Raw genomic sequence first — 26,382 nt, forward strand, 5'->3', positions numbered from 1 at the left:
GTCGTCAAGATGAGGACGGAGAGCGGCTCCGCCCGTCGGCGGACGCTGCAGTCAGCGAAGGAGAGGGCGACGTGTCCGCGGTAGACAGCTTTGGATCGAAAGACACCTTGAAGGTCGGCTCGACCGACTACGAGGTGTTCCGCATCGACCGGGTCCCCGGTCACGAGAAGCTCCCGTTCAGCCTCAAGGTGCTGCTCGAGAACCTCCTCCGCACGGAGGACGGCGCGAACATCACCGCCGACCACATCCGCGCCCTCGGCGAGTGGGTCCCGGAGTCGGAGCCCGACACCGAGATCCAGTTCACGCCGGCCCGCGTGGTCATGCAGGACTTCACCGGCGTGCCCTGCATCGTCGACCTCGCCACCATGCGCGAGGCCGTCGCGGCCCTGGGCGGCGACGCGAACCGGATCAACCCGCTCGCGCCCGCCGAGATGGTCATCGACCACTCCGTCATCGCCGACCTCTTCGGCACCGAGGACGCGCTCGAGCGCAACGTCGAGCTCGAGTACGAGCGCAACGGCGAGCGGTACCAGTTCCTCCGCTGGGGCCAGACCGCCTTCGACGACTTCAAGGTCGTCCCGCCCGGAACCGGCATCGTGCACCAGGTCAACATCGAGTACCTGGCCCGCGTCACCATGACCCGCGAGGTGGGCGGCGCGCTGCGCGCCTACCCCGACACCTGCGTCGGCACCGACTCGCACACGACGATGGTCAACGGCCTCGGCGTGCTCGGCTGGGGCGTCGGCGGCATCGAGGCCGAGGCCGCGATGCTCGGCCAGCCCGTCTCGATGCTCATCCCGAAGGTCGTCGGCTTCAAGCTCACCGGCTCGATCCCGACCGGCGTGACCGCGACGGACGTCGTGCTCACCATCACGCAGATGCTGCGCAAGCACGGCGTGGTCGGCAAGTTCGTCGAGTTCTACGGGGCCGGCGTCGCCGCGGTGCCGCTCGCGAACCGCGCCACCATCGGCAACATGAGCCCCGAGTTCGGCTCCACCGCCGCGATGTTCCCCATCGACGACGTGACCCTCGACTACCTGCGCCTCACCGGCCGCAGCGACGAGCAGATCGCCCTCGTCGAGCAGTACTCCAAGCTGCAGAAGCTCTGGCACGACCCCGCGGTCGAGCCGGTCTTCAGCGAGTACCTCGAGCTCGACCTCGGCACGGTCGTCCCCTCGATCGCCGGCCCGAAGCGCCCGCAGGACCGGATCGAGCTCTCGTCCGCCAAGACGCAGTTCGAGTCGGACCTGACCAACTACGCGGACGTCTCGCACGACATCGTCGATCTGACCATCGCGGAGTCGTTCCCCGCCTCCGACCCCGGAGAGCTGCAGCCGCAGGACGAGCACAGCAGCCACGAGCACACCCACCGCTCGCACGCGCCGTCGACCGCCTCCAAGCCGACCACGGTCGAGCTCGGCGAGGGCGGGACCTTCACCATCGACCACGGCGCCGTCGCGATCGCGGCGATCACCTCGTGCACCAACACGTCGAACCCCTCCGTCATGCTCGCTGCCGGCCTGCTGGCCCGCAACGCGGCGCAGAAGGGCCTGAAGGCCAAGCCGTGGGTCAAGACCACGCTGGCGCCCGGGTCGAAGGTCGTCACCGACTACTACGAGAAGGCCGGCCTGACCGAGTCGCTCGAGGCGCTGGGCTTCTACACCGTCGGCTACGGCTGCACGACCTGCATCGGCAACTCCGGCCCGCTGCTCGAGGAGATCTCGGCCGCGGTGCAGGACAACGACCTCGCCGTGACCGCCGTGCTCTCGGGCAACCGCAACTTCGAGGGCCGCATCAACCCGGACGTGAAGATGAACTACCTGGCGAGCCCCCCGCTCGTCATCGCGTACGCGCTCGCCGGCTCGATGAACTTCGACTTCGAGGTCGACGCGCTCGGCACCGACTCCGACGGCAACGACGTGTTCCTCAAGGACATCTGGCCCGACGCGGCCGAGGTGCAGGCGACCATCGACTCGTCGATCGACAAGTCGATGTTCGACACGCAGTACGCGGGCGTGTTCGACGGCGACGAGCGCTGGCGCGCGCTGCAGACCCCCGAGGGCTCGATCTTCGAGTGGGACGAGTCGTCGACCTACGTGCGGAAGCCCCCGTACTTCGACGGCATGACGATGGAGACGACCGCGGTCACCGACATCGCCGGTGCGCGCGTGCTCGCCAAGCTCGGCGACTCCGTCACGACCGACCACATCAGCCCCGCCGGCTCGATCAAGGCCGACAGCCCCGCCGGCCGCTACCTCGACGAGCACGGCATCGACCGCAAGGACTACAACTCCTACGGCTCGCGCCGCGGCAACCACGAGGTGATGATCCGCGGCACGTTCGCGAACATCCGCCTGCGCAACCAGCTGCTCGACGGCGTGGAGGGCGGCTACACCCGCGACTTCACGCAGCCGGACGCCCCGCAGTCCTTCATCTACGACGCGTCGCAGAACTACCAGGCCGAGGGCACCCCGCTCGTCATCCTGGGCGGCAAGGAGTACGGCTCCGGCTCGTCGCGCGACTGGGCGGCCAAGGGCACGAGCCTGCTGGGCGTCAAGGCGGTCATCGTCGAGAGCTTCGAGCGGATCCACCGCTCGAACCTCATCGGCATGGGCGTCGTCCCGCTGCAGTTCCCCGCAGGCGAGAGCTGGGAGTCGCTGGGCCTGGACGGCACCGAGTCGATCAGCATCTCGGGCATCGAGGAGCTGAACGAGGGCGTGACCCCCAAGACGGTGCACGTCGTCGCGGAGCCGACCGAGCACTCGGCCGAGGGCAGGCAGACTGTCGAGTTCGACGCGGTCGTCCGCATCGACACCCCCGGTGAGGCGGACTACTACCGCAACGGCGGCATCCTGCAGTACGTGCTGCGCTCGCTCGTCTAGATCGGCCGCAGAACGTGTGCGCCTTCCCTCCGGGGGAGGCGCACACGCGTTCCCGGGGGCCCCGTGCGTAGACTCGGAAGACGTCCTCACCTCGCTCACGACCCCGGAAGGCGGCGCGCATGGCTGTTCTCGAGACCATCGGCGGTCCTCGCGATCTCGATCGCCTGACCGCGGCCGAGCTCGAGACGCTGGCGCAGGAGATCCGCGACTTCCTCGTGCGCGAGGTCTCGAAGACCGGCGGCCACCTAGGCCCGAACCTCGGCGTCGTCGAGACGACCATCGCGATCCACCGGGTCTTCGACTCGCCGCACGACGCGATCGTGTTCGACACCGGCCACCAGTCCTACGTCCACAAGCTGCTCACCGGCCGCCAGGACTTCTCGAAGCTCCGGCAGCGCGGCGGCCTCGCCGGCTATCCGCAGCGGCGGGAGTCGCCGCACGACATCGTCGAGAGCTCGCACGCCTCCAGCTCGCTGTCCTGGGCGGACGGCATCTCCCGCGCCTTCACGATGACCGGCCAGACCGACCGCCACGTCGTCGCGGTCGTGGGCGACGGCGCCCTCACCGGCGGCATGACCTGGGAGGCGCTGAACAACATCAGCGACGACAACTCCCGCGGCCTGGTCATCGTGGTCAACGACAACGGGCGCTCCTACGCCCCGACCATCGGCGGCATGGCCCGCTTCCTCAACGGCGTCCGCACGCGGCCGACCTACCGCACGATGCACCGCGGCTCCCGGGCCGTCTCCGAGCGGCTGGGCGGCCCCGCCGCCGCCGTCTACCGCGGGGTCCGCGGCGGTCTCCACGGCTTCCTCAGCCGCTTCATCAACAACGAGGCGCTCTACTCCAATCTCGACATCAAGTACCTGGGTCCGATCGACGGGCACGATCTCACCGCGATGGAGGAGGCACTCCAGCAGGCGAAGGACTACGGCACGCCGGTCATCGTCCACGCGATCACCCAGAAGGGCAAGGGCTTCGGCCCGGCCGTGCACGACCTCGCCGACCAGTTCCACGCCGTCGGGCAGATCGACCCCGAGACCGGCGAGCCGCTGAGCGCGGCCGGTGCCCGCTCGTGGACGTCGGTGTTCGCCGAGGAGATCGTCACCCTGGCCGACGAGGACCCGACCATCGTCGGCATCACGGCCGCGATGCTCCGGCCCGTCGGTCTCGACCGCCTCGCCGAGAAGTACCCGGAGCGCGTCTTCGACGTCGGCATCGCGGAGCAGCACGCCGTGACCTCGGCCGCCGGTCTCGCCTTCGGCGGGCTGCATCCGGTCGTCGCGCTGTACGCCACCTTCGTGAACCGCGCCTTCGATCAGGTGCTCATGGACGTCGCGCTGCACCGCGCGGGCGTCACCTTCGTGCTGGACCGCGCCGGGGTCACCGGGCCCGACGGTCCGAGCCACCACGGCATGTGGGATCTGGCGATCCTCCAGGTCGTCCCGAATATCCGCCTCGCCGCTCCGCGGGACTCCGTGCGCCTGCGCGAGGAGCTGCGCGAGGCCGTCGGCGTCACCGACGCGCCGACCGTGGTGCGCTTCTCGAAGGGGAGCGTCGGCGACGAGATCGACGCCGTCGAGCGCCTCGGCGACGGGGTCGACGTGCTCGCCCGCGCCGAGCGCAAGGACGTGCTCCTCGTCACGGTCGGGCCGATGGCCGAGATGGGCCTCGAGGTCGCCCAGCGGCTCGCGGCGCAGGGCATCGGCGCCACCGTCGTCGACCCCCGCTGGGTCGTGCCCGTGCCCACCAGCATCATCGAGCTCGCCCGCGAGCACCGCATCGTCGTCTCGATCGAGGACGGGGTGCGCGTGGGCGGGATCGGCACGCGCATCCGCCAGGACCTGCGCGAGGCCGGCGTGGACACCGCGGTGACCGAGCTCGGGCTGCCCGATCAGTTCCTCGACCACGCCAAGCGCGAGGAGATCCTCGAGGACGTCGGGCTCACTCCCCAGCACATCGCCCGCGACGTGGTCGCGCAGGTGCTGGGCAGCAAGATCCCGGTCGCCCGTCCGCTCCCGGACGAGGTCGAGGCCCGGGACGACGCCCGCAGCGACTGATCGGCCGCGGTCGGTATGCGGGCGGCGGGTGGACCGGGCCCGGTCGCCGGGCGCGCGCGCTGAGGGCGGACGCTGAGGCGGCCGGTCGCGAGCGGTTTGCAGTCCCGGGTGTCCTCTGAAGGCGCGTGTGCGATCTGCAGGGGTTTGTGCCGCCCGCAGGGGATTGGTCCCGTCCGCAAGGGACCCTGCCGTCTGCAGGGGACCGTCTCGTCTGCTCGAGTCTGTGCCGTCTGCAGGGGTCTGTGCCGTTTGCAGGCGGCCGTCTCGTGTGCAGGTGCGATCTGCAGGCGTTCCGGGCCGCAACGGAGCTTCTGCCGCGCGAACCGATCGCTACAGGGTCGATCCCCTGCATACCGAACGTTCCCCTGCAGATCGCACGGCGGCCTGCACACGGCACGTTCGCCTGCAGATCGCACGTGTCCCTGCAGACGGAACGGTCCCCTGCAGATCGAGGGGGCGGCACGAGCGGGCGGGCGGCGATAGGGGCGGACGCGGAGAGGGGGACGCGGACTGCGGGTCGGCGTCCCCACTCCGCGTCAGTCGACGCCGCGGATCGCGGGGTGGTGGAACGTGTCCCCGAACGCCCGCTCGCTCGCACCGACGCGGTCGAGGTAGGGCGTGAGCCCGCCCATCTGGAACGGGTAGCCCGCGCCGAGGATCAGGCAGAGGTCGATGTCCTCGGCAGCGTGCACGACGTCGTCGTCCAGCATCCGCTTGACCTCGTCCGCGAGACCCGTCTCGACGCGCAGCCGCAGTTGCTCGGCCGTCATCGGCTCCGTTCCGCCGGCGACGATGGCGACCGCGCGCTTGTCGACGCCCTTCACCCGCCCCTTCGCGTCGCGCTCGAAGACATGGCCGAGCTCGGCGAGGCGGTGCAGGTTGGGGCTGTCGAAGAAGCGGTCCGGGAACGCGGCGTGGTGGGTGTCGAGCACGTGCGCGCCGACCTTGAGGCCCACCAGCTCGAGCAGCTCGAACGGGGTCATCGGCAGGCCGAACGGAGCCAGCGACTGCTCGACGACCTCGAAGGGAGTGCCCGTGTCGACCGCGTGCATCGCCTCGCCCAGGACCTTCGCCAGCACGCGGTTCACCACGAAGCCCGGGGTGTCGCGCGTGATGACGGCGTTCTTCCTGAGCTTCGCGGCGGTGACCATCGCGGTCGAGAGCGTCTCGTCGTCGGTGTGCGGCGTCCGGACCACCTCGATCAGCGGCATGACGGCGACCGGGTTGAAGAAGTGGAACCCCACGAGGCGCTCCGGGTGCTGCAGCCGCTCGCCGATGCGCTCGACCGAGAGCGACGAGGTGTTGGTCGCGAGGACCGCTGTGGGCGAGACGTAGCGCTCGATGTCGGCGAACACCTCCTGCTTCACCGACAGCTCCTCGAAGACGGCCTCGATCACCCAGTCGGCGTCGGCGAAGTCGGAGCGGTCGGTCGTGCCGGTGATCAGCGCGCGGAGGCGGTTCGCGTCGTCGGGGGAGACGCGTCCCTTCGCCAGCAGCGCGTCGATCTCGGCGCGGATGCCCGCGACGCCCTTGTCGACCCGCTCCTGGTCGAGGTCGGTGATGACCACCGGTACCTGGAGGCGGCGGAGGAAGAGCAGCGCGAACTGCGAGGCCATGAGGCCCGCGCCGACGACCCCGACCTTGGTGACGGGCTTGGCCAGCGCCTTGTCGGGTGCTCCCGCGGGGCGCTTGGCCCGCTTCTGCACCAGATCGAACGCGTAGATGCTCGCGCGGAACTGATCGCCCGAGATCAGATCGGCCAGCGCCTCGTCCTCGGCGGCGAAGCCCTCGTCGCGGGTGGTGTTCTTCGCGGCCTTGAGCAGATCCAGCGCTCTGTACGGCGACGCCGCGACCGTGCCGATCCGCGACTCCAGCTGCTTGCGCGCGATCGAGATCGCGACGTCCCACTTGACCAGCCGCTCCAGCTTGCCGGGCGCGTTCGGCCGCTCCACCTTCACGGAGCCGCCGATCACGCCGTCGGCCCAGCGGAGGGAGTCCTCGAGGAAGGCGGCGGGCGGGAAGATCGCGTCGGCGATGCCGAGGTCGAACACCTCCTGGCCCTTGAGGGTGCGGTTGTTCTTCAGCGGGTTCTCGACGACGACCGTGAGGGCGTTCTCGATGCCGATCAGGTTCGGCAGCAGCCACGCGCCGCCCCAGCCGGGGATGATGCCGAGGAAGACCTCGGGGAGCCCGAGCGCGGGGATGGAGGAGTCGACGGTGCGGTAGTCGGCGTTCAGGCCGATCTCGGTGCCGCCGCCCAGGGCGAGGCCGTTGATGAAGGCGAACGACGGCACTCCCAGCTCGGCCAGCATCCCCAGCGTGCGGTGGCCCAGGCGCGCCAGCTGACGGCCGAGCTCACGGCTGGGGATGGCCCCGACCTTGCTGAGGTCCGCTCCCGCGGCGAGGATGAACGGCTTGCCGGTGATGCCGACCGCCTGGATCTCGCCGCGCGAGGCGCGCTCCTTCTGCGCCAGGAGGACGTCCGCCAGCTCGAAGAGCGACGCCGGCCCGAAGGTGTTGGGGCGGGTGTGGTCGCGGTCGTTGTCGAGCGTGATCAGGGCGAGCGTGCGGCCGCTGGGCAGCGGCACGTCGCGGACGTAGGAGTGGGTGACGACCTCGCCCTCGGCGAGGTCCACGAGGTTCTCGAATCCGTCGAGCATGGGTCAGCGTCCCTTCCGTCGTCCGCGCTTGCCGTCGTAGTGGGGGTTCTCCCAGATCACCGTGCCGCCCTGGCCGAGGCCGACGCAGAGGGCCGTCACTCCGTAGCGCACCTCGGGGTGCGACTCGAACTGCCGCGCCAGCTGGATCATCAGCCGGACCCCGGAGGAGGCGAGCGGGTGCCCGATCGCGATCGCTCCGCCGTACTCGTTGACGCGCGGGTCGTCGTCGTCGAGGCCGAAGTGGTCGAGGAAGGAGAGCACCTGCACGGCGAACGCCTCGTTGAGCTCGAAGAGCCCGATGTCCTCGATGCCCAGGCCCGCCTTGCGCAGGGCCTTCTCGGTGGAGGGGACCGGGCCGAGCCCCATGATCTCGGGCTCGACGCCGGCGTACGCGAAGCTCACCATCCGCATCTTCGCGGACAGGCCCAGCTCCCGCGCGGCCTCGGCGCTGGCCAGGAGCGACACCGTCGCTCCGTCGTTGAGACCGGAGGAGTTGCCCGCGGTCACCCGGCCGTGGGGGCGGAACGGGGTGCGCAGGCCCGCGAGGCCCTCGAGGGTCGTCTCGGGGCGCGGCGCCTCGTCGGCGGTCGCGAGCCCCCAGCCCGCGGCGCTGCGCGTGGCGACGGGGACGAGGTCCGGCTGGATGTCCCCGGCGGCGTACGCGGCGGCGAGCTTCTGCTGGCTCCGCAGGGCGTAGTGGTCGGCGCGCTCCTTCGTCAGGTGCGGGAACCGGTCGTGGATCCGCTCGGCCGTGCGGCCCATGTTGAGCGCGTCCTCGCCGACGAGGCGCTCGGAGAGGAAGCGCGGGTTCGGATCGGCGCCGAAGCCCATCGGGTGCCGGCCCATGTGCTCCACGCCGCCGGCGAGCACAACGTCGTAGGCGCCGAACGCGATGCCGCCCGCGGTCGCGGTGACCGAGGTCATCGCTCCGGCGCACATGCGGTCAACGGCGAAACCGGGCACCGACTTCGGCAGCCCGGCGAGCAGCGCCGCCGTGCGGCCGAGGGTCAGGCCCTGGTCGCCCTGCTGGGTGGTGGCGGCGATCGCCACCTCGTCCACCCGCTCCTTCGGCAGCGCGCCGTTGCGCTCCAGCAGACCGATCATCGCCTTGACGACGAGGTCGTCGGCTCGGGTCTGCCAGTACATGCCCTTCTCGCCGGCACGCCCGAACGGAGTACGGACTCCGTCGACGAACACGACTTCGGATCTCTCGGCCACAATGCCTCCCAGGAACTCACGGTCGCCGTCGATCGTAGGAACCGGCACCGCGCGGCCGGAATCCTTTGCCGCTTCCTACGAAGGGGTTTCGGTGCCCTCGGCCGCCGCTTGGGCCGCTTCGACAAACGCGGTGGCGATCGAGCCCGATGTGGCCTCGACCTGCCAGGCGCGGGCGCCGGCGCGGGTGAGCTCGGCGGCGACCGAGTCACCGGTCAGCGGCTCGGGTGGGTTCCAGGCCACCCGGCGCAGCAGCTCCGGCGTGAGCAGGTTCTCGACCGGGAGCGAGAGCAGCTCGGCGATCTCGGTGACCACGGCGCGTCCCGCCTTCAGGCGAGCGTCGGCGGCCGGGTTGCGATCGCCCCACGCGCGTGGCGGAGGGAGCGTGTCGGCGGCCGGGCGGGTCGGGCTCGGCAGGTCCTCGGTCGTCGTCCCGCGCTCGATCGCGGCCCACCAGCGCTCGACCTCGCCGCGGCTGGCGCGGCCGGTGAAGTCGCGGCGGCCCGAGAGCTGGCCGATGCTGGTCGGGATGTTGCGGGCGACCGCGATGATCGAGGAGTCGGGGATGAGCCGGCCGGGTGCGATGTCGCGCTCGCGGGCGAACGCGTCGCGGGCCAGCCAGAGCTCGCGCGCCACGGCGAGGGGGCGCGGGCCGCGGAGCGAGTGCATGCCGGAGAGGCGGCGCCACGGGTCCGGGGGGACCGCCTTGGGAGCGCGCGCGAGCGTCGCCTCGAACTCCTCGCGGGCGATGCGCGTCTTCCGCGCGGCGATGAGCATCTCCTCCATGCGGTCGCGGAGGTCGACGAGGAGCTCCACGTCCTTCGCGGCGTAGACGAGCCAGCTCTGCGGGAGGGGGCGGGTCGACCAGTCCGCGGCCGAGTGCTCCTTGGCCAGGTGGATGCCGAGGAGGTCCTCGACGACGGCGCCGAGCCCCACCTTGGGCAGTCCGAGGAGCCGGGCGGCGAGCTCGGTGTCGAAGATCCGCACCGGGTTCAGGCCCACCTCGCGCAGGCAGGCGAGATCCTGACTGGCGGCGTGGAGGATCCACTCCTCCTGGCCGATGACCGCCTGCAGGGCGTCCATCCGGCCGATGGCGGGGGGATCGAAGAGGAACGCGCCTGCGCCGCGCCGGTAGACCTGGATCAGGTAGGCGCGCTGCGAGTAGGTGAAGCCGGAGGCGCGCTCGGCGTCGACGGCGACGGGACCCTCGCCGGCGGCGAGGGCGTCGACCGCGGCGAGGAACTCGTCGGGCGTGGAGAGGACACGGTAATCAGTCACGGTTGTTCCGTCGGAAGGCGAGCGGGGTCACACCGTCGCTCGATACGGGCGGGAGACCCGCGAGCATGCACAACAGCTCCCCCCACCCTTCCACGTGAGCGGCGAGCTCCGCATCATCGGGACTCCAGGAGGCGCGGATCTCGATCTGCGCACCGTCCCCCTGAGCGGCCAGCTCGCCGAAGCCGGTGGAGAGCACCTTGGTGGCCGTGCCGGACGCGGCCGAGTAGGAGGCGCCCCGCGCCCCGAGGGCGTCGATGAGCCAGGACCAGGCGACCTCGGCGAGGAACGGATCGGTGCCGATCTCGACCTCGAGCGGAGCCTGCGCGAAGCAGACGACACGGAAGGGGCCGCCCCACTGCTCGGGCTCCTCGGGGTCGTAGAGCAGGATGAAGCGCCCCGTGCCCAGCTCGGAGTCGCGTCCGTGCGCGTGCGGCGCGACGTCGCCCGACAGGGCGAGGGCCCAGGGCGCGAGACCCGACGGCGAGGCGATCTCGGACACGGTGAGCTCGTCGCGCGTGGCAGCGGCGCGGATCGACTCCGTCGCGACCCGGAACTCCTCGGGGAGCTGGGACGACGCTGGGAATTCGGGCACGATCGCAGACTAGGGTTCCGACGCGCCCGGGACGCGGAGGCACGCCGGGTGGGCGGCTCTCAGCGCGTGCGGCTCCACCGGGTGTACACGGCCCCGGAATCGTCGGCGGCCAGCAGCGTGAGGGCGTAGGCGTCGTCGACGACAGCGGTGCCCGTCGCGACCGGGAGGCCCGGGAGGACGACCCGCGGGGAGGTGGTGAGGCACAGCTCGTCCACTCGGCCCGAGGCGAGGAACTGGCCCGAGAGCGAGGCGCCGCCCTCGCAGACGACGCGACGCAGGCCGAGCCCGGCGAGAGCGTCCAGGAGCTCGTCGACGCCGATCCGCTCCGAGGAGGACGGGATCCGGACGACCTCGACGCCGGCGGGGAGCCCCTCCACCGCGCCGCGCGACTCCGGCACCAGCAGCAGGACCCGGGAGCCCTCCTGCAGCTCCAGGCGGTGCCCGGCGAGATCGCCCGAGGCGGAGACGACGGCGAGCGGGACCCGCCGGGGCACGCGGTAGCCCTCGGCGCGGACGCTGGCGGCTCCGACGAGGACGACGTCGGCCTGCTCGCGGATCACTCCGAGGATCGTGCGGTCGACGCGGTTGGTGAGCGTCTCGCTGGTGCCGTCGGAGCCGGTGCTGGAGCCGGTGACGCTCGCGATCATGTTAAGGCGCACGCGCACCGCCCCGTCGGGGCGCCAGGCGTCCGCGACCGCCGCTCGCGCACCGTCCTCACCGATCACGATCGGCGGACCGGGGGGGACGAGCGGCCGGAGGATCATGCGGCCAGGTGCGCGCGGACCTGCCGCTTGGTGCGGCCGAGCAGCGCGGTCATGCCGCGCAGGCGCAGCGGCGAGACCGCCTCCGAGAGGCCGATGGTCTGCGGGAAGTCGTCGGGGACGGCGAGCACCTGCTCGGGGGTGAGCCCGGCCAGGCCCTGCGCCAGGATCGACGCGAAGCCGCGCGTCGTGGGCGCCTCGCGGGGAGCCGTGGCGTGCAGGTGCACGATCCCGCCCTCCACGTCGACGACGATGAAGACGGGCGCCTGGCACTCCTCCACGCGCTCGAAGAGGTCCGGGTGGTCGCGGTAGCGCTCGGGCAGGTCGGGGAGCTCGTTCGAGAACTCGAGCAGGAGCTGCAGGCGCTCCGGCTTCTCGAGGGCGAGGAACTCCTCGCGGATGTCGCGCAGAGCGTCGGGGAGCGTGGTGTCGGTCATCGGTTCCAGTGTCTCATCGGGAGTCGGTCGGAGGGCCCTCACGACGAAGGCCGAGAGCCCCGATCCGGGCCCTCTCGGGGCCTGTCGGCGCTCTCGGCCTTCGTCGTGACGGTCAGCGGGCGGCGGGGGCCTCGCCGGCCTCGGCACCCTGCACGATCGGGACGCGGACGGCGCTGCCCCACTCGGTCCAGGAGCCGTCGTAGTTGCGGACGCCCTCGAAGCCGAGGAGGTGGGTCAGCACGAACCAGGTGTGGGCGGAGCGCTCGCCGATCCGGCAGTAGGCGATGACGGAGTCGCCGTCCTTCAGCCCCGCGCCCTCGCGGTAGACGCCGTTCAGCTCGTCGAGGGGGCGGAAGGTGCCGTCCTCGGCGGCGGCCTTGCCCCAGGGCACGTTCTGCGCGCTCGGGATGTGACCGGCGCGCAGGGCGCCCTCCTCCGGATAGGCCGGCGCGGTCGTGCGCTGCCCGGTGAACTCCTCCGGGGAGCGGACGTCGATCAGCGGGTTGCCGAAGTGCGCGAGGACGTCGTCCTTGAAGGCGCGGATCTCGGCGTCGCTGCGCTCGACGACCGGGTACTCGGCGGGCTCCGGGGAGGAGGCGTCGGTGGTCGTCGGGCGGCCCTCGGCGAGCCACTTGTCGCGGCCGCCGTCGAGCAGACGGACGTCCTCGTGGCCGAAGAGGGTGAAGACCCAGAGCGCGTAGGCGGCCCACCAGTTGTTCTTGTCTCCGTAGATCACGACGGTGGTGTCGCGGGCGATGCCCTTGCCGCCGACCAGCGCGGCGAACGCGGCGCCGTCGATGTAGTCGCGCTGCACCGGATCGTTGAGGTCGGTGTGCCAGTCGATCTTGACGGAGCCGGGGATGTGGCCGGTCTCGTAGAGCAGGACGTCCTCGTCGGACTCTACGACGACGAGACCGGGAGTGCCGAGGCGCTGCTCGAGCCAGTCGGCGCTGACGAGCCGTTCGGGGTGCGCGTAGGAGGCGAACTTCGGCGACGGATCGGTTTCGACGGACAAGGAGGACCTCCAGGATGGTGCGCGGAGCGCGGGCGTGATTCCACGGCGGGCTACGCTGGAGCCCGCCCTTCAGCGACAGTACGCGTCCGCGGACGACGCCGCACGGAGGGCGCCGTAAGAGTTCGACACAGAACCGCGGCGGGTCCGTTCCCGGTGCGGCCGCCGCCACTGAGCGCACAGGCCCCCGCCGTGTGCAGGATGCGAGACGCGAGTGAGCCCCGACGACGTCCGATCGACGAGCAGCCTGACCGCCCGCTCGCCCCAGATCAGCGGGCACGAGATCGCGTCGACGCTGGTGCCCCCGCGCCAGTTCGAGGGCGCCACCTTCGAGAGCTACCGTCCCGACCCGGAGTACCCCTCGCAGGCCGACGCGGTGGAGGCTCTCCGCGCGTTCGCCGCCGGCGGCGGGTCGAAGGGCGGCGGAGGCGGCTTCCTGGGCTTCGGCCGGAAGAAGGCCCCGGCGGTCAAGCCGGGCGTGTACCTCGACGGCGGCTTCGGCGTCGGCAAGACCCACCTGCTCGCGGCGATCTGGCACGCGGTGCCGGGCCGCACCTACTTCGGGACGTTCATCGAGTACACCGCGCTCGTCGGCGCCCTCGGCTACGCGGCGACCGTCTCGCTCCTCAAGGGCTCGGCGCTGCTGTGCATCGACGAGTTCGAGCTGGACGACCCGGGCGACACGATGCTGATGACCAGGCTCCTCGGCGAGCTCGTCGCCTCCGGGACCCGCATCGCCGCGACCTCGAACACCCCGCCCAACGCGCTGGGCGAGGGGCGCTTCGCCGCAGCGGACTTCCTCCGCGAGATCCAGTCGATGGCCGCCCACTTCGAGACGATGCGGATCGACGGCACCGACTACCGGCGCCGCGACATCGAGGGCCACGCCGTGGTGCGCAGCGACGAGGAGATCGACGCCCTCGTCGCGGCCGCCCCCGCCGGCTCCGTCGTCACCGACGACCCGTTCGCGGACGCCGTGCACCACCTGGGCACCGTGCACCCCTCCCGGTACATCAAGGTGATCGACGGCGTCGACACCATCGTGCTCCGGGGCGTCACCGCTCTGACCGACCAGACCGACGCCCTGCGCCTCGTGGCCTTCATCGACCGGGTCTACGACGCGCAGATCCCGGTCCTCGCCTCCGGGACGCCCCTGGACGAGGTCTTCGGTGGCGACATGCTGAGCGGCGGCTACCGCAAGAAGTACCTGCGCTCGATGTCGCGGCTGATCGCGCTCACGTCGATGGCGCCCCGCTCCTAGGAGCCGATCCTCCGAGGAGCCGATCCTCCGAGGAGCCGATCCGCTCTCCTCCCGGCGTTCCCGGGGTCGTCGTCGTGCCGTTCGCCAGCGTGCCGTAACGCGCTTTTTACACAGGGGCCTCGGCCGTAACCTCCCCGAAACGCGGTGCCTCACGGAACGAAACCTCGCGCCACCAGACTGTCGGCTACCCGAGGTGACCCGACACCCGCGTGTCTCCAGGCCGTGCTCCGACGCAGCGTCCTCGCTCCGGGCTTTTCTCTGCACACTCACGAGAGGTTCAACAATGGATCAAGGCAATACCGCGTTCCTGCTCATCGCAGCCGCGCTGGTCCTGCTCATGACCCCCGGGCTCGCCTTCTTCTACGGCGGCCTGGTGCGTGCGAAGAGCGTCATCAGCATGATGATGCTCAGCTTCGGAGCCATGGGCCTCATCGGGGTCCTCTGGGTCCTGTACGGCTACGCGATCGCGTTCGGCAACGGCCCGTCCGGCCCCGCCGGCACCGACACCTTCGTCGGCATCGACGGCGTCCTCGGCATCGACACCGCTCAGATCGGCCTGCAGGGCATCTACAACGACGCGCTCGGCGAGCAGACGTCGGCCTACCCGACGCTGGCCTTCGCCGCGTTCCAGGCGACGTTCGCGATCATCACCGTCGCGCTCATCTCCGGCGCCATCGCGGACCGCGCGAAGTTCGGCGCCTGGATGGTCTTCGCCGGCGTCTGGGCCACCGTCGTCTACTTCCCGGTCGCCTCGTGGGTCTTCAACTTCACCCTCGGCGACGACGCCACCGTCGTCGACGGCGGCTGGATCGCCTACAACGTCGGAGCGATCGACTTCGCCGGAGGCACCGCGGTGCACATCAACGCCGGTGCGGCGGCCCTCGCCCTCGCCCTGGTGCTCGGCAAGCGCGTCAACTTCACGAAGGGCGCGCACCAGCCGCACAACCCGCCGTTCGTGCTCCTGGGCGCCGGACTGCTCTGGTTCGGCTGGTTCGGCTTCAACGCCGGCTCCGAGCTCGCCGCCGACGGCATCGCGGCCGTCGCCTTCCTCAACACCATCGCCGCTCCGGCCGCCGCGATCCTCGGCTGGCTCGTCGTCGAGAAGATCAAGGACGGCAAGCCCACCTCCATCGGCGCCGCCTCGGGCGCGGTCGCGGGCCTCGTCGCGATCACCCCGGCCTGCGCCAGCCTGTCGCCGTTCTGGGCGATCGTCCTGGGTGTCATCACCGGTGCCGTCTGCGCCCTGGCGATCGACCTCAAGTACCGCCTCGGCTACGACGACTCGCTCGACGTGGTCGGCGTGCACCTCGTCGGCGGCCTCATCGGAACGCTCTACATCGGCTTCTTCGGCACCGGCGTGGGCCTGTTCCTCACCGGCGACGCGAGCCAGCTCGGCAAGCAGGCCCTCGCGGCCTTCACCGTCCTCGCCTACTCCTTCGTCATGACGCTCCTCATCGGCTGGATCATCCAGAAGACCATGGGCTTCCGCGTGAAGAACGAGGACGAGATCGCCGGCATCGACACGGCCATCCACGGCGAGGCGGGCTACGTCCTGGCGGACTGACCTCGCGCTCCTCGCAGCATCCGACGGGGTGCCGACTCTCCGGAGCCGGCACCCCGTCGGCGCGTCCGCGAGGCACGGGCACTCGGGGCGGCGGGGACCTGATCCGGGCTAGGGTTCCGGGGTGCCCTCCTCGCGCTCGGTCGTGTCCCTGCTCCTCCGACTCCTCGGCCGCGCGGTCGCCCCGCGGCCGGACGCCGGGCCCCGCCCGCAGCGCCCGTACCTGAGCACGACGGCGCCGACGCCGGGCGCGAGCGGAGTGGGCCGCACCGTCGAGGTCGACCCGTCGCGGCTCCGCGGCGTCCGCCTGGGCTACGCGCCCACGCCCGACGGCGACCCGGACCCGGGCGAGGTCGTCTGGACCTGGGTGCCCTACGAGGAGGACGACGGCCGCGGCAAGGACCGCCCGGTGCTCGTGCTCGCGGTCGAGAAGTCGGGGACGGTGCTCGCCGTGCGGCTGAGCTCGAAGGAGCACTCCGACTACCTGGCCGTCGGCACCGGCGGCTGGGACCCGGACGGACGTCCCAGCTGGGTCGACCCGGAGCGCGTGTTCCGCGTGCATCCCGCAGGGATGCGCCGGGAGGGCGCCGCCCTGGATCGTCCCCGGTACGACGCCGTCGCCCGGGTGCTCTCGGCGCGGTACGGCTGGCACTGAGCGCTCGACGCCGCCGAGCCGCCGCGAGAGATCGCCGCTGAGCGCCTCAGGAGGAGATCCCGGCCCGACGGACGTGGGCCGTGCTCCTCGGAGGAGGCGTCAGGCCGGGTCGATCGGCACGAAGCCCGCGTACTTCGCAGCGCGACCGTCCCCGGAGGACGTGCCCGTGAGCCTGCGCTGCACCCATGGCGCGACGTGCTGCCGGTAGTACTGGACCGTTCCGCCGTGCCGGAGTGCGGTCTCGGGGGCGTCCGGCAGCGCGGCGGGCGGCGTGAGCCCGAGCGCCCGGAGGACCCGGTCGGCCACCCGCCGGTGCCCCCGCGGGCCGAGGTGCAGGCGGTCCTCCGACCACAGCGCGGGATCGGCGAAGGCCGGGTCGTGCCAGTTGTCGGCCACCACCACGTCGGTCCGGTGGCTCGTCCGACGCAGGACGGCGTCGGTCAGCGCGTCCCCGCGGCGGCGGATGAGCGACCCGAGCGGGAGCCGGGGGGACGGGTCCGCGCCGGCCAGGGCGATCAGCACGACGCCCTGCTCGTCGCAGCGCTCGAGGACGCGGAGGTAGGCGTCGGCGATCCGCTCGATGTCGGCCCGCGGGCGCAGCATGTCGTTGCCGCCTCCGTTGAAGGAGAGGTGGGTCGGGCCCAGGGCGAGCGCGGGCTCGAGCTGCTCGGCGAGGATCGGCGCGATGAGCCGGCCCCGGATCGCGGTATTGGCGTACTCGACCCGCTCACCCGTGGCCGCCGCCCATCCCGCGGCCGTGAGGTCGGCCCAGCCTCGCGGGGTGCCGTCCGGCCGCTCGTCGCCGACCCCCTCGGTGAAGGAATCGCCGATCGCGACGTAGCGGACGGCCGTCATCGGCGGGTTCCGGAGGTGCGCATCGTGGCACTGTACCGCTCCGCGGCAGGGCTCAGGCGCGGCGCCTCAGGGGGGTGACCGGTGCCGAGCGGACGCTGCTGAGGCGGGCCGGCGTCGTGGCGCCCGGCGCTGCGGCGAGCAGCTCCTCCTCGGGCCGGGTGCCCGGACGGGGGTCGCGCTCGGGACGCGGGGCGGCCCGGAACCAGGCGCCCAGCGCGGAGGACCGGCGGTGCCTCCGGTGATCGCGGTCCAGCTCCGCGGTGCCGCGGTAGCCGGAGCACCGGGCGATGCGGTCGAGGCCGCCGAGCCCCACGGGGGTGCTCGCCATCAGGACGGCGGCCAGCTCGAGTCGGCGGAGGGCGAGGTGCTCGTCGAGGCCGAGCCCGTAGCAGCGGCGGAACCGCAGCCGCAGCAGCAGGGCGGGCATCCGCAGCTCGGCGGCGAGGCGGGGGACGGTGAAGCGCCGATCGAGGTAGCGCTCGTTGACGAGGGCGGCCGCCGCGATGGCGAAGACGTCGAGCGGCCGGCGGGACGCGGCGGGGCGGGGGGCGGGGGTTCGGGTGTTCAGGGTAGGCATGCAGAGGAGACGCGCGAGGTCCCTGTTCGTGACGCGGAGGCGCGGAATGCGCTCGGGTGGCGCGGTGATCGGTGTCGGAGAGGCTCGACCGTCGGGGGCTGTGCCATCGTCGGGTGGGAGCGGACTCCCCGCCGATCCGGAACAGACACCCCAGGAGACGACCGCATGGCGCACGCCGCGCTGATCATCCACAGCGCACGGAAGGTCGACGCGGCCGGGTCGGTGGAGGACCACTGGCTCCTCGCGCGGGACGGCGCGATCACGGCGACCGGCACCGGCTCCGGTTGGCGCCGGTCCGCGGAGGGGGCGGAGCTGCACGACGCGCGGGGCCTCACCGCTGTCCCGGGCTTCATCGACCTCCACGTGCACGGCGGCGGCGGTCACGGCTTCGACGGGGGAGTGGAGGCGATCCGCGCAGGCCTCGCGCTGCACCACTGCCGCGGCACCACGCGCTCGCTGGTCAGCCTGGTCTCGGCGCCGCTGGAGCAGCTGGAGGCCTCGCTGGACGCCGTCTCGGCCCTCGCGGCCGTCGACCCGCTCGTGCTCGGCGCGCACCTCGAGGGCCCGTTCCTCGCGCCCTCGCGCAGCGGTGCGCACGACCCCGCGGCTCACGCGCACCCCTCCTCCGGCGCGGTCGACCGGCTGCTGGACGCCGCCCGCGGACGGCTCGCGCAGATCACGCTCGCGCCCGAGCTGCCGGGAGCCCTCGCAGCAGTGGAGCGGCTCGCCGGCGCCGGCACGGTGGTCGCGGTGGGCCACACCGAGGCGGACGCCGACCAGACGCGGGCCGCGTTCGACCGCGGAGCCCGGCTGGTCACGCACGCGTTCAACGCCATGCCCGGGATCGGCCACCGCTCCCCGGGCCCGATCCCGGTGGCCCTCGGCGACGAGCGGGTCGCGCTCGAGCTGATCCTCGACGGCAGGCACGTGGACGTCGAGGTGGCGCGGCTCGCGTTCGCGGCGGCTCCCGGGCGGATCGCACTCGTCACCGACGCGATGGCGGCGGCAGGGGCGGGCGACGGTGCGCACCGCCTCGGCCCGCTCGACGTCGAGGTGCTCGGCGGAGTCGCCCGGCTCGCGGGCACCGCCGTCCTCGCCGGATCCACGCTCACGCAGGACGAAGCGCTGCGGCACGCCGTCGGGCCCGGCCGGCTCGGGCTGGAGGCGTCCGTCGCCGCCCTCACCGCCGTTCCCGCCCGGGTGCTCGGCCGTGGCGACCTCGGCCTGCTGGCTCCCGGGTACCGCGCCGACGTCGTCCTGCTCGACGCGTCACTCCGCGTGCGGCGGGTCTGGGCAGACGGGGCGCCCGTCCCCTGACTCCGCGGTCGGTGCGTCGCGACCCCGGGTCAGGGCGTCGGTGTGACGGTCCAGGTGCCCTCGGTCTGGACGGCCATCACGCCGGGGAGATCGGCGTCGAACACCTCGGAGAAGGCACCGGTGTCGCCGAACAGCTGCGGCTGGTCGGAGGTGGTGAACACCCGGCCCGAGAACGAGTCGTCGGGTCCGGCCGGGGTGTACTCGACCGTCACGCGCGGGACGTCGTCCGAGAAGAAGAGGACGGCCGGGCCGGTGCCGGACTGCGCCCCGCTCACCGTCGCGAGGTCGTTCCAGCTCTGGAGGCCGAGCGTCCACGGCCCCTCCGCCCGGACGATCACCTGCTGATCGACGGGGTCGTCGCGGAAGACGCCGGTCAGGAACGAGCCGGTCATCGGGGCGGCGGCCTCGCCGAAGGGCGACATCCGGCCCGCGGCGGTGACGATCGCCGTGCCGGTGCAGGCCGAGCAGTCCAGGCTCAGGACGACCGCGAACTCGCCCTGCCGCTGGAACGACACGTCGGCCGGCCCCGTGCCCGAGACGGTAGCGGGGACTCCTTCGCCGACCGGCCCCGCGTCGACCACGGTGCCGACCGGCTCGGCGGTCGCCGGAGCGGAGGAGGTCGGGCTCGGAGTGATCAGGTCGGTGATGGCGGGTCTCGGCGTCCGCGAGGCGGGTGCGGACGCCGTGGCGCCCGTGTCGGCCCCGCCGCCGGCGGTGCACCCGCCCAGCAGCAGGAGCCCCGCCGCTGCCGTCGTCACCAGTGCCGCTGTCGTCCCCCGTGCCCTCATGCCTCCAGCCTGCCAGGGCCGGACCCGATCATCGCCCCCGAGGGAGTCAGAGGAGGAGGGCGCCGAGGCCCGCGGCGGCGAGGACGACGATCCACGGGGGCACGGTCCAGCGCGTCAGCGCCACGAAGGCGCCGATCGCGAGCGCCAGAGCACCGGTCGAGCCGATGCCCTCGGTCAGCACCGGGTCGTAGAGGGCCGCGCCGAGCAGTCCCACCACGCCGGCGTTCACGCCGGCCAGCGCCCGCTGCGCGACCGGCAGGTGCCGCAGCCGCTGCCAGAACGGGAGCACGCCGATCACGAGCAGCGCGCCCGGCAGGAAGATCGCGACCAGCGCGATCGACGCCCCCGCGACGCCGTCCGGCGTCCCCGCGCCCACCGCGCCGAGGAACGCGGAGAAGGTGAAGAGCGGGCCGGGGACCGCCTGCGCCGCTCCGTAGCCGGCCAGGAACTCGCTCTGCCCGACCGCGCCGGCGCCGACCGTCTGCGCCTCCAGCAGAGGGAGCACGACGTGCCCGCCCCCGAACACCAGAGCGCCCGCGCGGTAGAAGACGGAGGCGAGACCTGCCGCTCCCTCGCCGGTGAGCGCGGCGGCCAGGGGGAGGCCGGCCAGGAGGAGTCCCCAGAGGGCGAGAGCCGAGACCGCGAGCGCCGTCGGGATCCGGACCGCGAAGCCCGGGCCGTCGTCCGGAGCCGCCTCCTCGCGGCGCAGCCACAGGACGCCGGCCAGGCCCGCCGCCGCGATCACCGCCACCTGCAGCGAGGGCTCCGGGGCGAGGAGCACGGCGACGGCCGCCGCGCCGGCGATCGTCGCGCGGCGGCGGTCCGGTGCGAGTGTGCGCGCCATCCCGAGCACGGCCTGCGCGACGACCGCGGCCGCCGCTGCCTGGAGGCCCAGGAGCCGGCCGGCGGCGGCGACGTCGCCCGCGCCGACGACGACACCGGCGACGAGGACCAGGGCGATCGCCGAGGGGAGCGTGAATCCGCACCACGCGGCGACGAGTCCTGCGAGTCCCGCGCGCTGCAGGCCGACCGCCATCCCGACCTGGCTGGACGCGGGTCCGGGGAGGAACTGGCACAGCGCCACGAGGTCGGCGTACGCGCGATCGGTCAGCCAGCCGCGGCGCACCACGAACTCCTCACGGAAGTAGCCGAGGTGCGCGATCGGCCCGCCGAACGACGTCAGCCCGAGGCGGAGGAACACGAGGAGCACGGGGAGGGCGCCGCCCCGCTGCGGCCGACCCGTCTGCGACACGGGGGCATCCTGCCAGACAGCGGTGTCCGGCAGGAGTCGTGTCACCGGAGAAGGGACGATAAGCGACCGGACAATCGACTCCTCGCGCATTCTCTTTTCGATGGATGAAGCGGTGGGTATAAATACTGAACCGCTTCTCGATCCCCCTGTTAGCCTGGTCCGGCTTCCCTTTCCTTCTCGAGGAGAAGGCGATCCGCATCAGCAGCGCGAGCACTGCCGCTCGTTCACTGAACGCCTTCTCCTCCTCTTTCGATCGGTGTACCCGGAACGGTGACGATCGGAAAGGCGTTCTCTTCCGTGACTCCTCAGGACACTGCCGTCGGCGACTCCGCCGACTCCTCCCGCACCGGCTCCCGATCGGGCGCGAAGGCCCTCTCCGCTCTCTCCCGCCGCACGATCCTCGCCGGATCCGTCGCGGGCGCGGGCGCGATCGCCTTCGCGACGCCGGCCCTCGCGGCCGGCGACCTCACCGCGGTGCCCCGGCTGCCCGGCGAGGTCTCGCGCCTGTCCACCGCCACGTCGAAGACGGGCGGGAAGCGCTACGAGATCATCGACGTCGTCGTCGCGGGGGACCGGGCGCGCCTGTTCGTGCCGCACGCGACACCTCCGTCGCAGACCAGGGGCGCATCGATGCTCTGGTACTACCACGCCCGCAACGGCACCCACACGGCGCTCTCGAGCGCCTTCGCCTACTCCGCCGACCTCGCCGTGGACCGCGGCATCGTCAGCATCTGCCCGACCTACGGCGGCAGCATCTGGTCGAGCCCTCGGGCGATCGAGCTCCAGGCCGCGGTCGCCGCCTGGGCTGCGTCGGTGTGGCGGATCGACGCGAGCCTCCTGCGCTCCGACTCCGGGGGCGGACCGCTCCTGGCCTGGGCCTACGGGAAGCGGATGGTGCCGAACATCCGGGGCGCGTACCTCTGCAACAGCTCCTACGACATGGAGGAGCGGGCGGCGAGCGAACCGGACCGGATCGGCCCCGAGTACGCCGACGCCGCGGCCATCGCCGCCACCAACCCGGCGCGGCTGCCCGCGTCGGTGTGGCGCGGTGCGCGGCTGAGGATCACCGGATCGCCCGATGACAAGGTCGTGCCGTTCGCCCTGCACGGCGCCGCCCTCCATGCCGCGGCCCTGCCCCTGGCGAAGGAGGCGACGGTCCGCACCCACCCGGGGGAGGGCACCGACGGGCACAAGGTCCCGAGCTTCACCAACAAGGAGATGATCGACACCTTCCAGCGCTGGATCGCCGAGGGCCCCGTGCCGCAGACGGAGCCCGAGCCCGAGACGCCACCCGTGTCCACGCTTCCCGGCGCGGGCACCTACGAGAACGGCGCCGCGCAGATCGTCACCACCGGCACCTGGACGACGCTGAAGGCCACCGCGGACAGCGGCGGGAGCATCGCCTACTCGACCAGCTCCGACGCCTCCGCGACGCTCGCCTTCACCGGCACGAGCATCGCCTGGATCAGCCGACTCACGTCGTCCTCCGGGATCAACGACGTCGAGCTCGACGGCGTGAAGGTCGCCTCCGTCGACCGCTACAGCGCGTCCACCCGCTCGAAGCAGACGGTGTGGAGCAGCGGACAGCTCGCGGCCGGGCCGCACACGCTGACGATCCGCCGGGGGAGCAGCCGCAATCCGGCCTCGACCGGCAGCAACCTGCTGCTCGACTCCTTCGTGGTCGGCGACGCGACGCCTCCGCCGGCGACGACCCTGCCCGGAGCGGGCACCTACGAGAACGGCGCCGCCCCGATCGTCACGACCGGCACGTGGTCGACGCTGAAGGCGAGCACGGACAGCGGCGGCAGCATCGCCTACTCGACCACCGCGGGCGCCTCCGCCACCCTCGCCTTCACGGGCACCAGCGTGAGCTGGATCAGCCGCCTCACCGGCTCGTCCGGCATCAACGACGTCGAGCTCGACGGAGTCACGGTCGCGTCCGTCGACCGTTACAGCGCCGCGACGCGGTCCAAGCAGACGGTCTGGAGCAGCGGTCAGCTCGCGGCCGGGCCGCACACGGTGACCATCCGCCGCGGAAGCGGCCGCAATCCCTCCTCGAGCGGCACCAACCTGATCCTCGACGCGTTCGTGGTCGGCGACGCCGCTCCGGTCCCCACGGTCACCGTGCCCACGCCGATCGCGGAGTGGTCCTTCGCCGAGAGCGCCGCCCCCTTCGCCTCGGCCGTCGCGGGCGCTCCGGCGCTCCGGCAGGGTGCGGGCTCCTCCGCCCGCGCCGTCGCCACGCCGTTCGGCACCGGAGTCGCCCTCAACGGGACGACGGACCACCTGGTCGTCCCCAAGGGCGAGGTCGGCCCGCTCAACCTGGGCGCCTCGACCGGCCAGGTGACGATCGCGGTGTGGGTGCTCAACTCCGCCGCGGACGGCGCCTGCATCGCGGGCGTCTGGGAGGAGTCGACGGTCGGGCCGCTGCGCTCCTACGCGCTGTTCAACAACCTCCCCGAGTACGGCGGCTGGGAGCGCGTGTGCATGCACGTCTCGAAGCTCGGCGGGCCGACGCCCGGCTACCCGTACTCGCGCGACTACTCGGTGGAGCCCCGCCGGATCACGCGCGGGACGTGGCAGCTGCACGTCGGGACGTACGACGGCGCAGTCGCGGTCTCGTACCTCGACGGCGCCGCCACCGCGTACCCGGTCTACACCGACAAGCTCGGCGCGACCTACGCGAAGAACCCCTACGTCTATCCCGACGGCCTCAACGCGGCTCCGGGCGACTTCGTGGTCGGAGCGGTCGGCCGGGACGGCACGATGATCAACCGCTTCGCCGGCTCCCTCGCTCGACTGCGGGTGTGGGACCGGGCGCTGACCGCGGAGCAGGTGAAGCAACTCTATTCCGCCGAGAAGGGCGCCCTCGGCTGATGTCCCGAATGCCGTGACACGAGTCCGAGAAGCGGATGTTCCGCTTATCGGATCACGCCGTGTGGTCGATGAAGCATGTCCCTCTTCCGGGGAGGGTGCGCCGGGTGGCCACAGCCGGTCCAGTGACCGGATCACGATCGTCCCGTCGTTCTCCGCCGCCTTTCCGAGGAGGGCGGGAGTCCGGTGCCTCTCTCTCTCCGGAGAGGCACCGGATCCGGTCCGGAATCACGTGGACGTGCATTCCCGGAGGGACGATCGGCGGAGGAGCTGAATCCGGCGACCGAGCCGCCCGGTCGTGGGCCTCAGAGTGCGGCTCCGCGCCAGATGCGCACCGGCGCGACCACCTCCCACCCGAGGGCGAGGTAGAGGGAGCGGCCGTCCGTGCTCGCGACGAGGAGACCGCTCCGGGCGCCCTCGACGCGGGCCCAGGCGGTGAGGGAATCGACGACCTGCCGCCCGAGCCCGCGCCGGCGGAACCGCGCATCGGTCTCGATCCGGTCCAGCACCGCCACCGTCCCGTTCACGGCGGCGCTGCCGCGGGCGGCGACGACTCCCTCGACCAGCAGCCGGACGGTCGCCACTTCGTCGGCGGCCTCGAGCACGGCTCCCTCGACGGTGCGACCCGGGCCGAGGAGCGCCGCCATCAGGCTCTCGTCGCCCGCGACGAGCTCCAGCCCGGCGGCGGGCGCGAGGCGGGCGTCGTCGCCCACTCCCACGATCGTCAGCCACTCCGCGGGGCCCGCTGTCCGCTCGGCGCCCTGCTGCAGCGCGGAGGGCGACGGATCGACCAGGATCCGCTCCCGCGTGCGGGACTCCGCTCCGACGTCGACCAGCCAGGCCCCGTCCTCGCGGACGCGCTGCACGCCGCGTGCACGGCACCAGCCCCCGATCCAGTCGTCCACCCGCTCCGTCGTCGTGATCACGCCCCGAGAGTAGCCGCGACCGGACGGGTGCGGGCACGGAAGCAGGCTCCCCGGGCGGTGGTCGTCCGCCGACGCCACGACCGCCCAGGCCAGGACCGCCCACGCCAGGACCGCCCCCTCCGCACGGCGATCCGCCGGGCGCTCCCGTTGTCAACCTCAGTGCCACGGCGCCGTCCCCGGCCCTACCGTCGGCGCGAGACATCCGCTGCACCGCCGGGACCCTGACGGCCGTGCCGAGAGTGAGGGGCCGATCCGATGCCCAGGCAGAAGGGCGACCCGCGGAGCACCACCCGAGTGCTGCGCGAGCTGGTCGCCGCGTTCGAGGACCCGGGAGCCGTGCACCCGGCGCTGGCCCGGCAGGTGCGGAGCGCCGCCCGCGAGCTGCTCGGCCTGGAGGAGCGGGAACCGCTGCGCCTGCGCGTGCGGATGCCGACCCTGATGGTCCCTCGCTCGGTCGTGGACGAGGTGCCCGATCCGCCCCCGGTGCCGCCTGCCGCGCTCTGACCCGACTGCGCTCGTACACTCGGACGATGCGACACGGCATCGTCATCCTCCCGCAGGACCCGTGGGCCGAGGCCCGCCGGAAGTGGCAGTCGGCCGAGGGCCTGGGCTTCGACCACGCGTGGACGTACGACCACCTCTCCTGGCGCTCCCTCGCCGGCGAGCCGTGGCACGCGACCGTCCCCACCCTCACCGCTGCTGCGATGGTGACCGAGACGCTCCGGCTGGGCACGTTCGTGGCCTCCCCGAACTTCCGCCACCCGGTGCCGTTCGCCAAGGAGATCGCGACGCTGGACGAGATCTCGGGCGGTCGGACGGTCCTCGGGGTCGGCTCGGGCGGCACGGGCTTCGACGCGCGCGTGCTCGGACAGCCCGAGTACTCGCCCCGGCAGCGGCACGAGCGCTTCTCCGAGTTCGTCTCGGCCCTCGACGCGCTGCTGCGCTTCGAGGAGCCCGGCTCGGGCGGCGTGGACCTCGAGGGGGAGTGGTTCACCGCCCGCTCGGCGCGCATGGTGGGCGAGCCCGTGCAGCGCCCTCGCGTCCCGCTCGTCCTCGCCGCGAACGGGCCGAAGGGCCTCGCGCTCGTCGCCGAGCGCGGGCAGGGCTGGGTCACCACCGGCCCGGAGGGAGTGTCGAGCGAGGAGTGGTGGCGGGCGATCGCGTCTCTCTCCGGGCGGCTCGACGCAGCGCTCGAGACGGCCGGGCGCGACCCGCGCACCGTCGAGCGCCACCTGTCCCTCGACTCCGGGAGCGACTACTCCCTCGAGAGCGTCGCCCGGTTCGAGGACATGGCCGGCCGGGCGGAGGAGCTCGGCTTCACGGACGTCATCGCGCACTGGCCGCGCCGGGACGGGATCTACGCGGGCGACGACGAGGTCCTCTACGAGGTCGCCTCGCGCTTCTGAGCGGCCTCGGGCG

21 protein-coding genes are annotated in these 26,382 nt (G+C 72.6%); 9 read left to right on the forward strand and 12 right to left on the reverse strand.

Going from position 1 to position 26,382, the window contains the following annotated elements; translation table 11 throughout:
• Window positions 1-71 precede the first annotated feature (71 nt).
• Together acnA and dxs are read left to right on the forward strand one after the other, a co-directional pair.
• Window positions 72-2,882, forward strand: a complete 2,811-nt coding sequence (gene acnA / locus C5D44_RS00935; RefSeq protein ID WP_104280572.1) for an aconitate hydratase AcnA — start codon at window positions 72-74, stop codon at window positions 2,880-2,882.
• Between the two features lie 119 nt (window positions 2,883-3,001).
• Window positions 3,002-4,942, forward strand: coding sequence for a 1-deoxy-D-xylulose-5-phosphate synthase (gene dxs / locus C5D44_RS00940; protein ID WP_104280573.1), 1,941 nt, complete (start codon window positions 3,002-3,004; stop codon window positions 4,940-4,942).
• A 536-nt stretch (window positions 4,943-5,478) separates the two neighbouring features.
• Here the strand turns inward: dxs and C5D44_RS00945 are convergent.
• The 7 genes from C5D44_RS00945 to C5D44_RS00975 form a co-directional block, all read right to left on the reverse strand.
• Window positions 5,479-7,602, reverse strand: a complete 2,124-nt coding sequence (locus tag C5D44_RS00945; RefSeq protein ID WP_104280574.1) for a 3-hydroxyacyl-CoA dehydrogenase NAD-binding domain-containing protein — start codon at window positions 7,600-7,602, stop codon at window positions 5,479-5,481.
• A gap of 3 nt (window positions 7,603-7,605) precedes the next feature.
• Window positions 7,606-8,820, reverse strand: a complete 1,215-nt coding sequence (locus C5D44_RS00950) for a thiolase family protein (RefSeq protein ID WP_104275674.1) — start codon at window positions 8,818-8,820, stop codon at window positions 7,606-7,608.
• A gap of 75 nt (window positions 8,821-8,895) precedes the next feature.
• Complete coding sequence (locus C5D44_RS00955; protein ID WP_104280575.1) at window positions 8,896-10,095, reverse strand: ribonuclease D; 1,200 nt, start codon at window positions 10,093-10,095, stop codon at window positions 8,896-8,898.
• A complete protein-coding gene (locus C5D44_RS00960) occupies window positions 10,088-10,687 on the reverse strand; it encodes a DUF3000 domain-containing protein (RefSeq protein WP_104280576.1) in 600 nt (199 codons plus the stop codon). Before C5D44_RS00960 ends, C5D44_RS00955 begins: the two co-directional genes overlap by 8 nt.
• Before the next feature lie 59 nt (window positions 10,688-10,746).
• Window positions 10,747-11,451, reverse strand: a complete 705-nt coding sequence (locus C5D44_RS00965; protein WP_104275671.1) for a dihydrofolate reductase family protein — start codon at window positions 11,449-11,451, stop codon at window positions 10,747-10,749.
• Window positions 11,448-11,885 carry a SufE family protein gene (locus C5D44_RS00970; protein WP_104222086.1) on the reverse strand — a complete coding sequence of 146 codons (438 nt, stop codon included), beginning with the start codon at window positions 11,883-11,885 and terminating at the stop codon, window positions 11,448-11,450. Before C5D44_RS00970 ends, C5D44_RS00965 begins: the two co-directional genes overlap by 4 nt.
• 112 nt (window positions 11,886-11,997) lie before the next feature.
• Complete coding sequence (locus C5D44_RS00975) at window positions 11,998-12,900, reverse strand: sulfurtransferase (RefSeq protein ID WP_104275670.1); 903 nt, start codon at window positions 12,898-12,900, stop codon at window positions 11,998-12,000.
• A 211-nt stretch (window positions 12,901-13,111) separates the two neighbouring features.
• Here C5D44_RS00975 and zapE point away from each other — a divergent pair, with 211 nt between their 5' ends.
• The 3 genes from zapE to C5D44_RS00990 all read left to right on the forward strand — a co-directional run bounded on the left by zapE (window position 13,112) and on the right by C5D44_RS00990 (window position 16,374).
• Window positions 13,112-14,158, forward strand: coding sequence for a cell division protein ZapE (gene zapE, locus C5D44_RS00980; protein WP_104280577.1), 1,047 nt, complete (start codon window positions 13,112-13,114; stop codon window positions 14,156-14,158).
• A 283-nt stretch (window positions 14,159-14,441) separates the two neighbouring features.
• Window positions 14,442-15,722, forward strand: coding sequence for an ammonium transporter (locus C5D44_RS00985; RefSeq protein ID WP_104275668.1), 1,281 nt, complete (start codon window positions 14,442-14,444; stop codon window positions 15,720-15,722).
• 121 nt (window positions 15,723-15,843) lie between these two features.
• A complete protein-coding gene (locus C5D44_RS00990; protein ID WP_219815138.1) occupies window positions 15,844-16,374 on the forward strand; it encodes a type II toxin-antitoxin system PemK/MazF family toxin in 531 nt (176 codons plus the stop codon).
• A 99-nt stretch (window positions 16,375-16,473) separates the two neighbouring features.
• Here the strand turns inward: C5D44_RS00990 and C5D44_RS00995 are convergent, their stop codons facing one another.
• Window positions 16,474-17,229, reverse strand: a complete 756-nt coding sequence (locus tag C5D44_RS00995) for an SGNH/GDSL hydrolase family protein (RefSeq protein WP_104280578.1) — start codon at window positions 17,227-17,229, stop codon at window positions 16,474-16,476.
• A gap of 52 nt (window positions 17,230-17,281) precedes the next feature.
• The gene (locus tag C5D44_RS01000; RefSeq protein WP_104280579.1) at window positions 17,282-17,806 is read right to left on the reverse strand and encodes a hypothetical protein; all 525 of its coding nucleotides are present in this window, start codon (window positions 17,804-17,806) and stop codon (window positions 17,282-17,284) included.
• A gap of 165 nt (window positions 17,807-17,971) precedes the next feature.
• Between C5D44_RS01000 and C5D44_RS01005 the strand changes: the two genes are divergently transcribed.
• The gene (locus C5D44_RS01005; protein ID WP_104280580.1) at window positions 17,972-19,123 is read left to right on the forward strand and encodes an N-acetylglucosamine-6-phosphate deacetylase; all 1,152 of its coding nucleotides are present in this window, start codon (window positions 17,972-17,974) and stop codon (window positions 19,121-19,123) included.
• Between the two features lie 29 nt (window positions 19,124-19,152).
• Here the strand turns inward: C5D44_RS01005 and C5D44_RS01010 are convergent, their stop codons facing one another.
• Entirely contained in the window at window positions 19,153-19,911 is a 759-nt protein-coding gene (locus tag C5D44_RS01010) for a hypothetical protein (RefSeq protein ID WP_146087955.1), read from the reverse strand.
• Window positions 19,912-19,957: 46 nt separating this feature from the next.
• Window positions 19,958-21,163, reverse strand: coding sequence for a chromate efflux transporter (chrA, locus tag C5D44_RS01015; RefSeq protein ID WP_258067232.1), 1,206 nt, complete (start codon window positions 21,161-21,163; stop codon window positions 19,958-19,960).
• A gap of 297 nt (window positions 21,164-21,460) precedes the next feature.
• On the opposite strand from chrA, the gene C5D44_RS01020 reads away from it, so the two are divergent.
• Window positions 21,461-24,040: a LamG-like jellyroll fold domain-containing protein gene (locus tag C5D44_RS01020; protein ID WP_146087956.1), complete on the forward strand. Its 2,580-nt coding sequence runs from the start codon at window positions 21,461-21,463 to the stop codon at window positions 24,038-24,040.
• Between the two features lie 302 nt (window positions 24,041-24,342).
• Here the strand turns inward: C5D44_RS01020 and C5D44_RS18240 are convergent, their stop codons facing one another.
• A complete protein-coding gene (locus C5D44_RS18240; RefSeq protein WP_219812808.1) occupies window positions 24,343-24,963 on the reverse strand; it encodes a GNAT family N-acetyltransferase in 621 nt (206 codons plus the stop codon).
• Window positions 24,964-25,218: 255 nt separating this feature from the next.
• Here C5D44_RS18240 and C5D44_RS01030 point away from each other — a divergent pair, with 255 nt between their 5' ends.
• Both C5D44_RS01030 and C5D44_RS01035 read left to right on the forward strand, forming a co-directional pair.
• Complete coding sequence (locus tag C5D44_RS01030; RefSeq protein ID WP_146082496.1) at window positions 25,219-25,467, forward strand: hypothetical protein; 249 nt, start codon at window positions 25,219-25,221, stop codon at window positions 25,465-25,467.
• 26 nt (window positions 25,468-25,493) lie between these two features.
• Window positions 25,494-26,369: an LLM class flavin-dependent oxidoreductase gene (locus C5D44_RS01035; protein ID WP_104280584.1), complete on the forward strand. Its 876-nt coding sequence runs from the start codon at window positions 25,494-25,496 to the stop codon at window positions 26,367-26,369.
• Window positions 26,370-26,382 lie beyond the last annotated feature (13 nt).

This window comes from Rathayibacter sp. AY1B5 (assembly GCF_002932795.1).
In the GTDB taxonomy this organism is placed as follows: Bacteria; Actinomycetota; Actinomycetes; order Actinomycetales; family Microbacteriaceae; genus Rathayibacter.

Excerpts from the sequence above, each read along its gene's own strand:
- dxs (WP_104280573.1), top strand. The coding sequence starts at position 3,002 with ATGGCTGTTCTCGAGACCATCGGCGGTCCTCGCGATCTCGATCGCCTG.
- C5D44_RS00965 (WP_104275671.1), bottom strand. The coding sequence starts at position 11,451 with ATGATCCTCCGGCCGCTCGTCCCCCCCGGTCCGCCGATCGTGATCGGT.
- C5D44_RS01030 (WP_146082496.1), top strand. The coding sequence starts at position 25,219 with ATGCCCAGGCAGAAGGGCGACCCGCGGAGCACCACCCGAGTGCTGCGC.
- C5D44_RS00970 (WP_104222086.1), bottom strand. The coding sequence starts at position 11,885 with ATGACCGACACCACGCTCCCCGACGCTCTGCGCGACATCCGCGAGGAG.
- C5D44_RS00985 (WP_104275668.1), top strand. The coding sequence starts at position 14,442 with ATGGATCAAGGCAATACCGCGTTCCTGCTCATCGCAGCCGCGCTGGTC.
- C5D44_RS01035 (WP_104280584.1), top strand. The coding sequence starts at position 25,494 with ATGCGACACGGCATCGTCATCCTCCCGCAGGACCCGTGGGCCGAGGCC.
- C5D44_RS01000 (WP_104280579.1), bottom strand. The coding sequence starts at position 17,806 with ATGCCTACCCTGAACACCCGAACCCCCGCCCCCCGCCCCGCCGCGTCC.
- C5D44_RS01005 (WP_104280580.1), top strand. The coding sequence starts at position 17,972 with ATGGCGCACGCCGCGCTGATCATCCACAGCGCACGGAAGGTCGACGCG.
- C5D44_RS01010 (WP_146087955.1), bottom strand. The coding sequence starts at position 19,911 with ATGAGGGCACGGGGGACGACAGCGGCACTGGTGACGACGGCAGCGGCG.
- C5D44_RS00945 (WP_104280574.1), bottom strand. The coding sequence starts at position 7,602 with ATGCTCGACGGATTCGAGAACCTCGTGGACCTCGCCGAGGGCGAGGTC.
- C5D44_RS00995 (WP_104280578.1), bottom strand. The coding sequence starts at position 17,229 with ATGACGGCCGTCCGCTACGTCGCGATCGGCGATTCCTTCACCGAGGGG.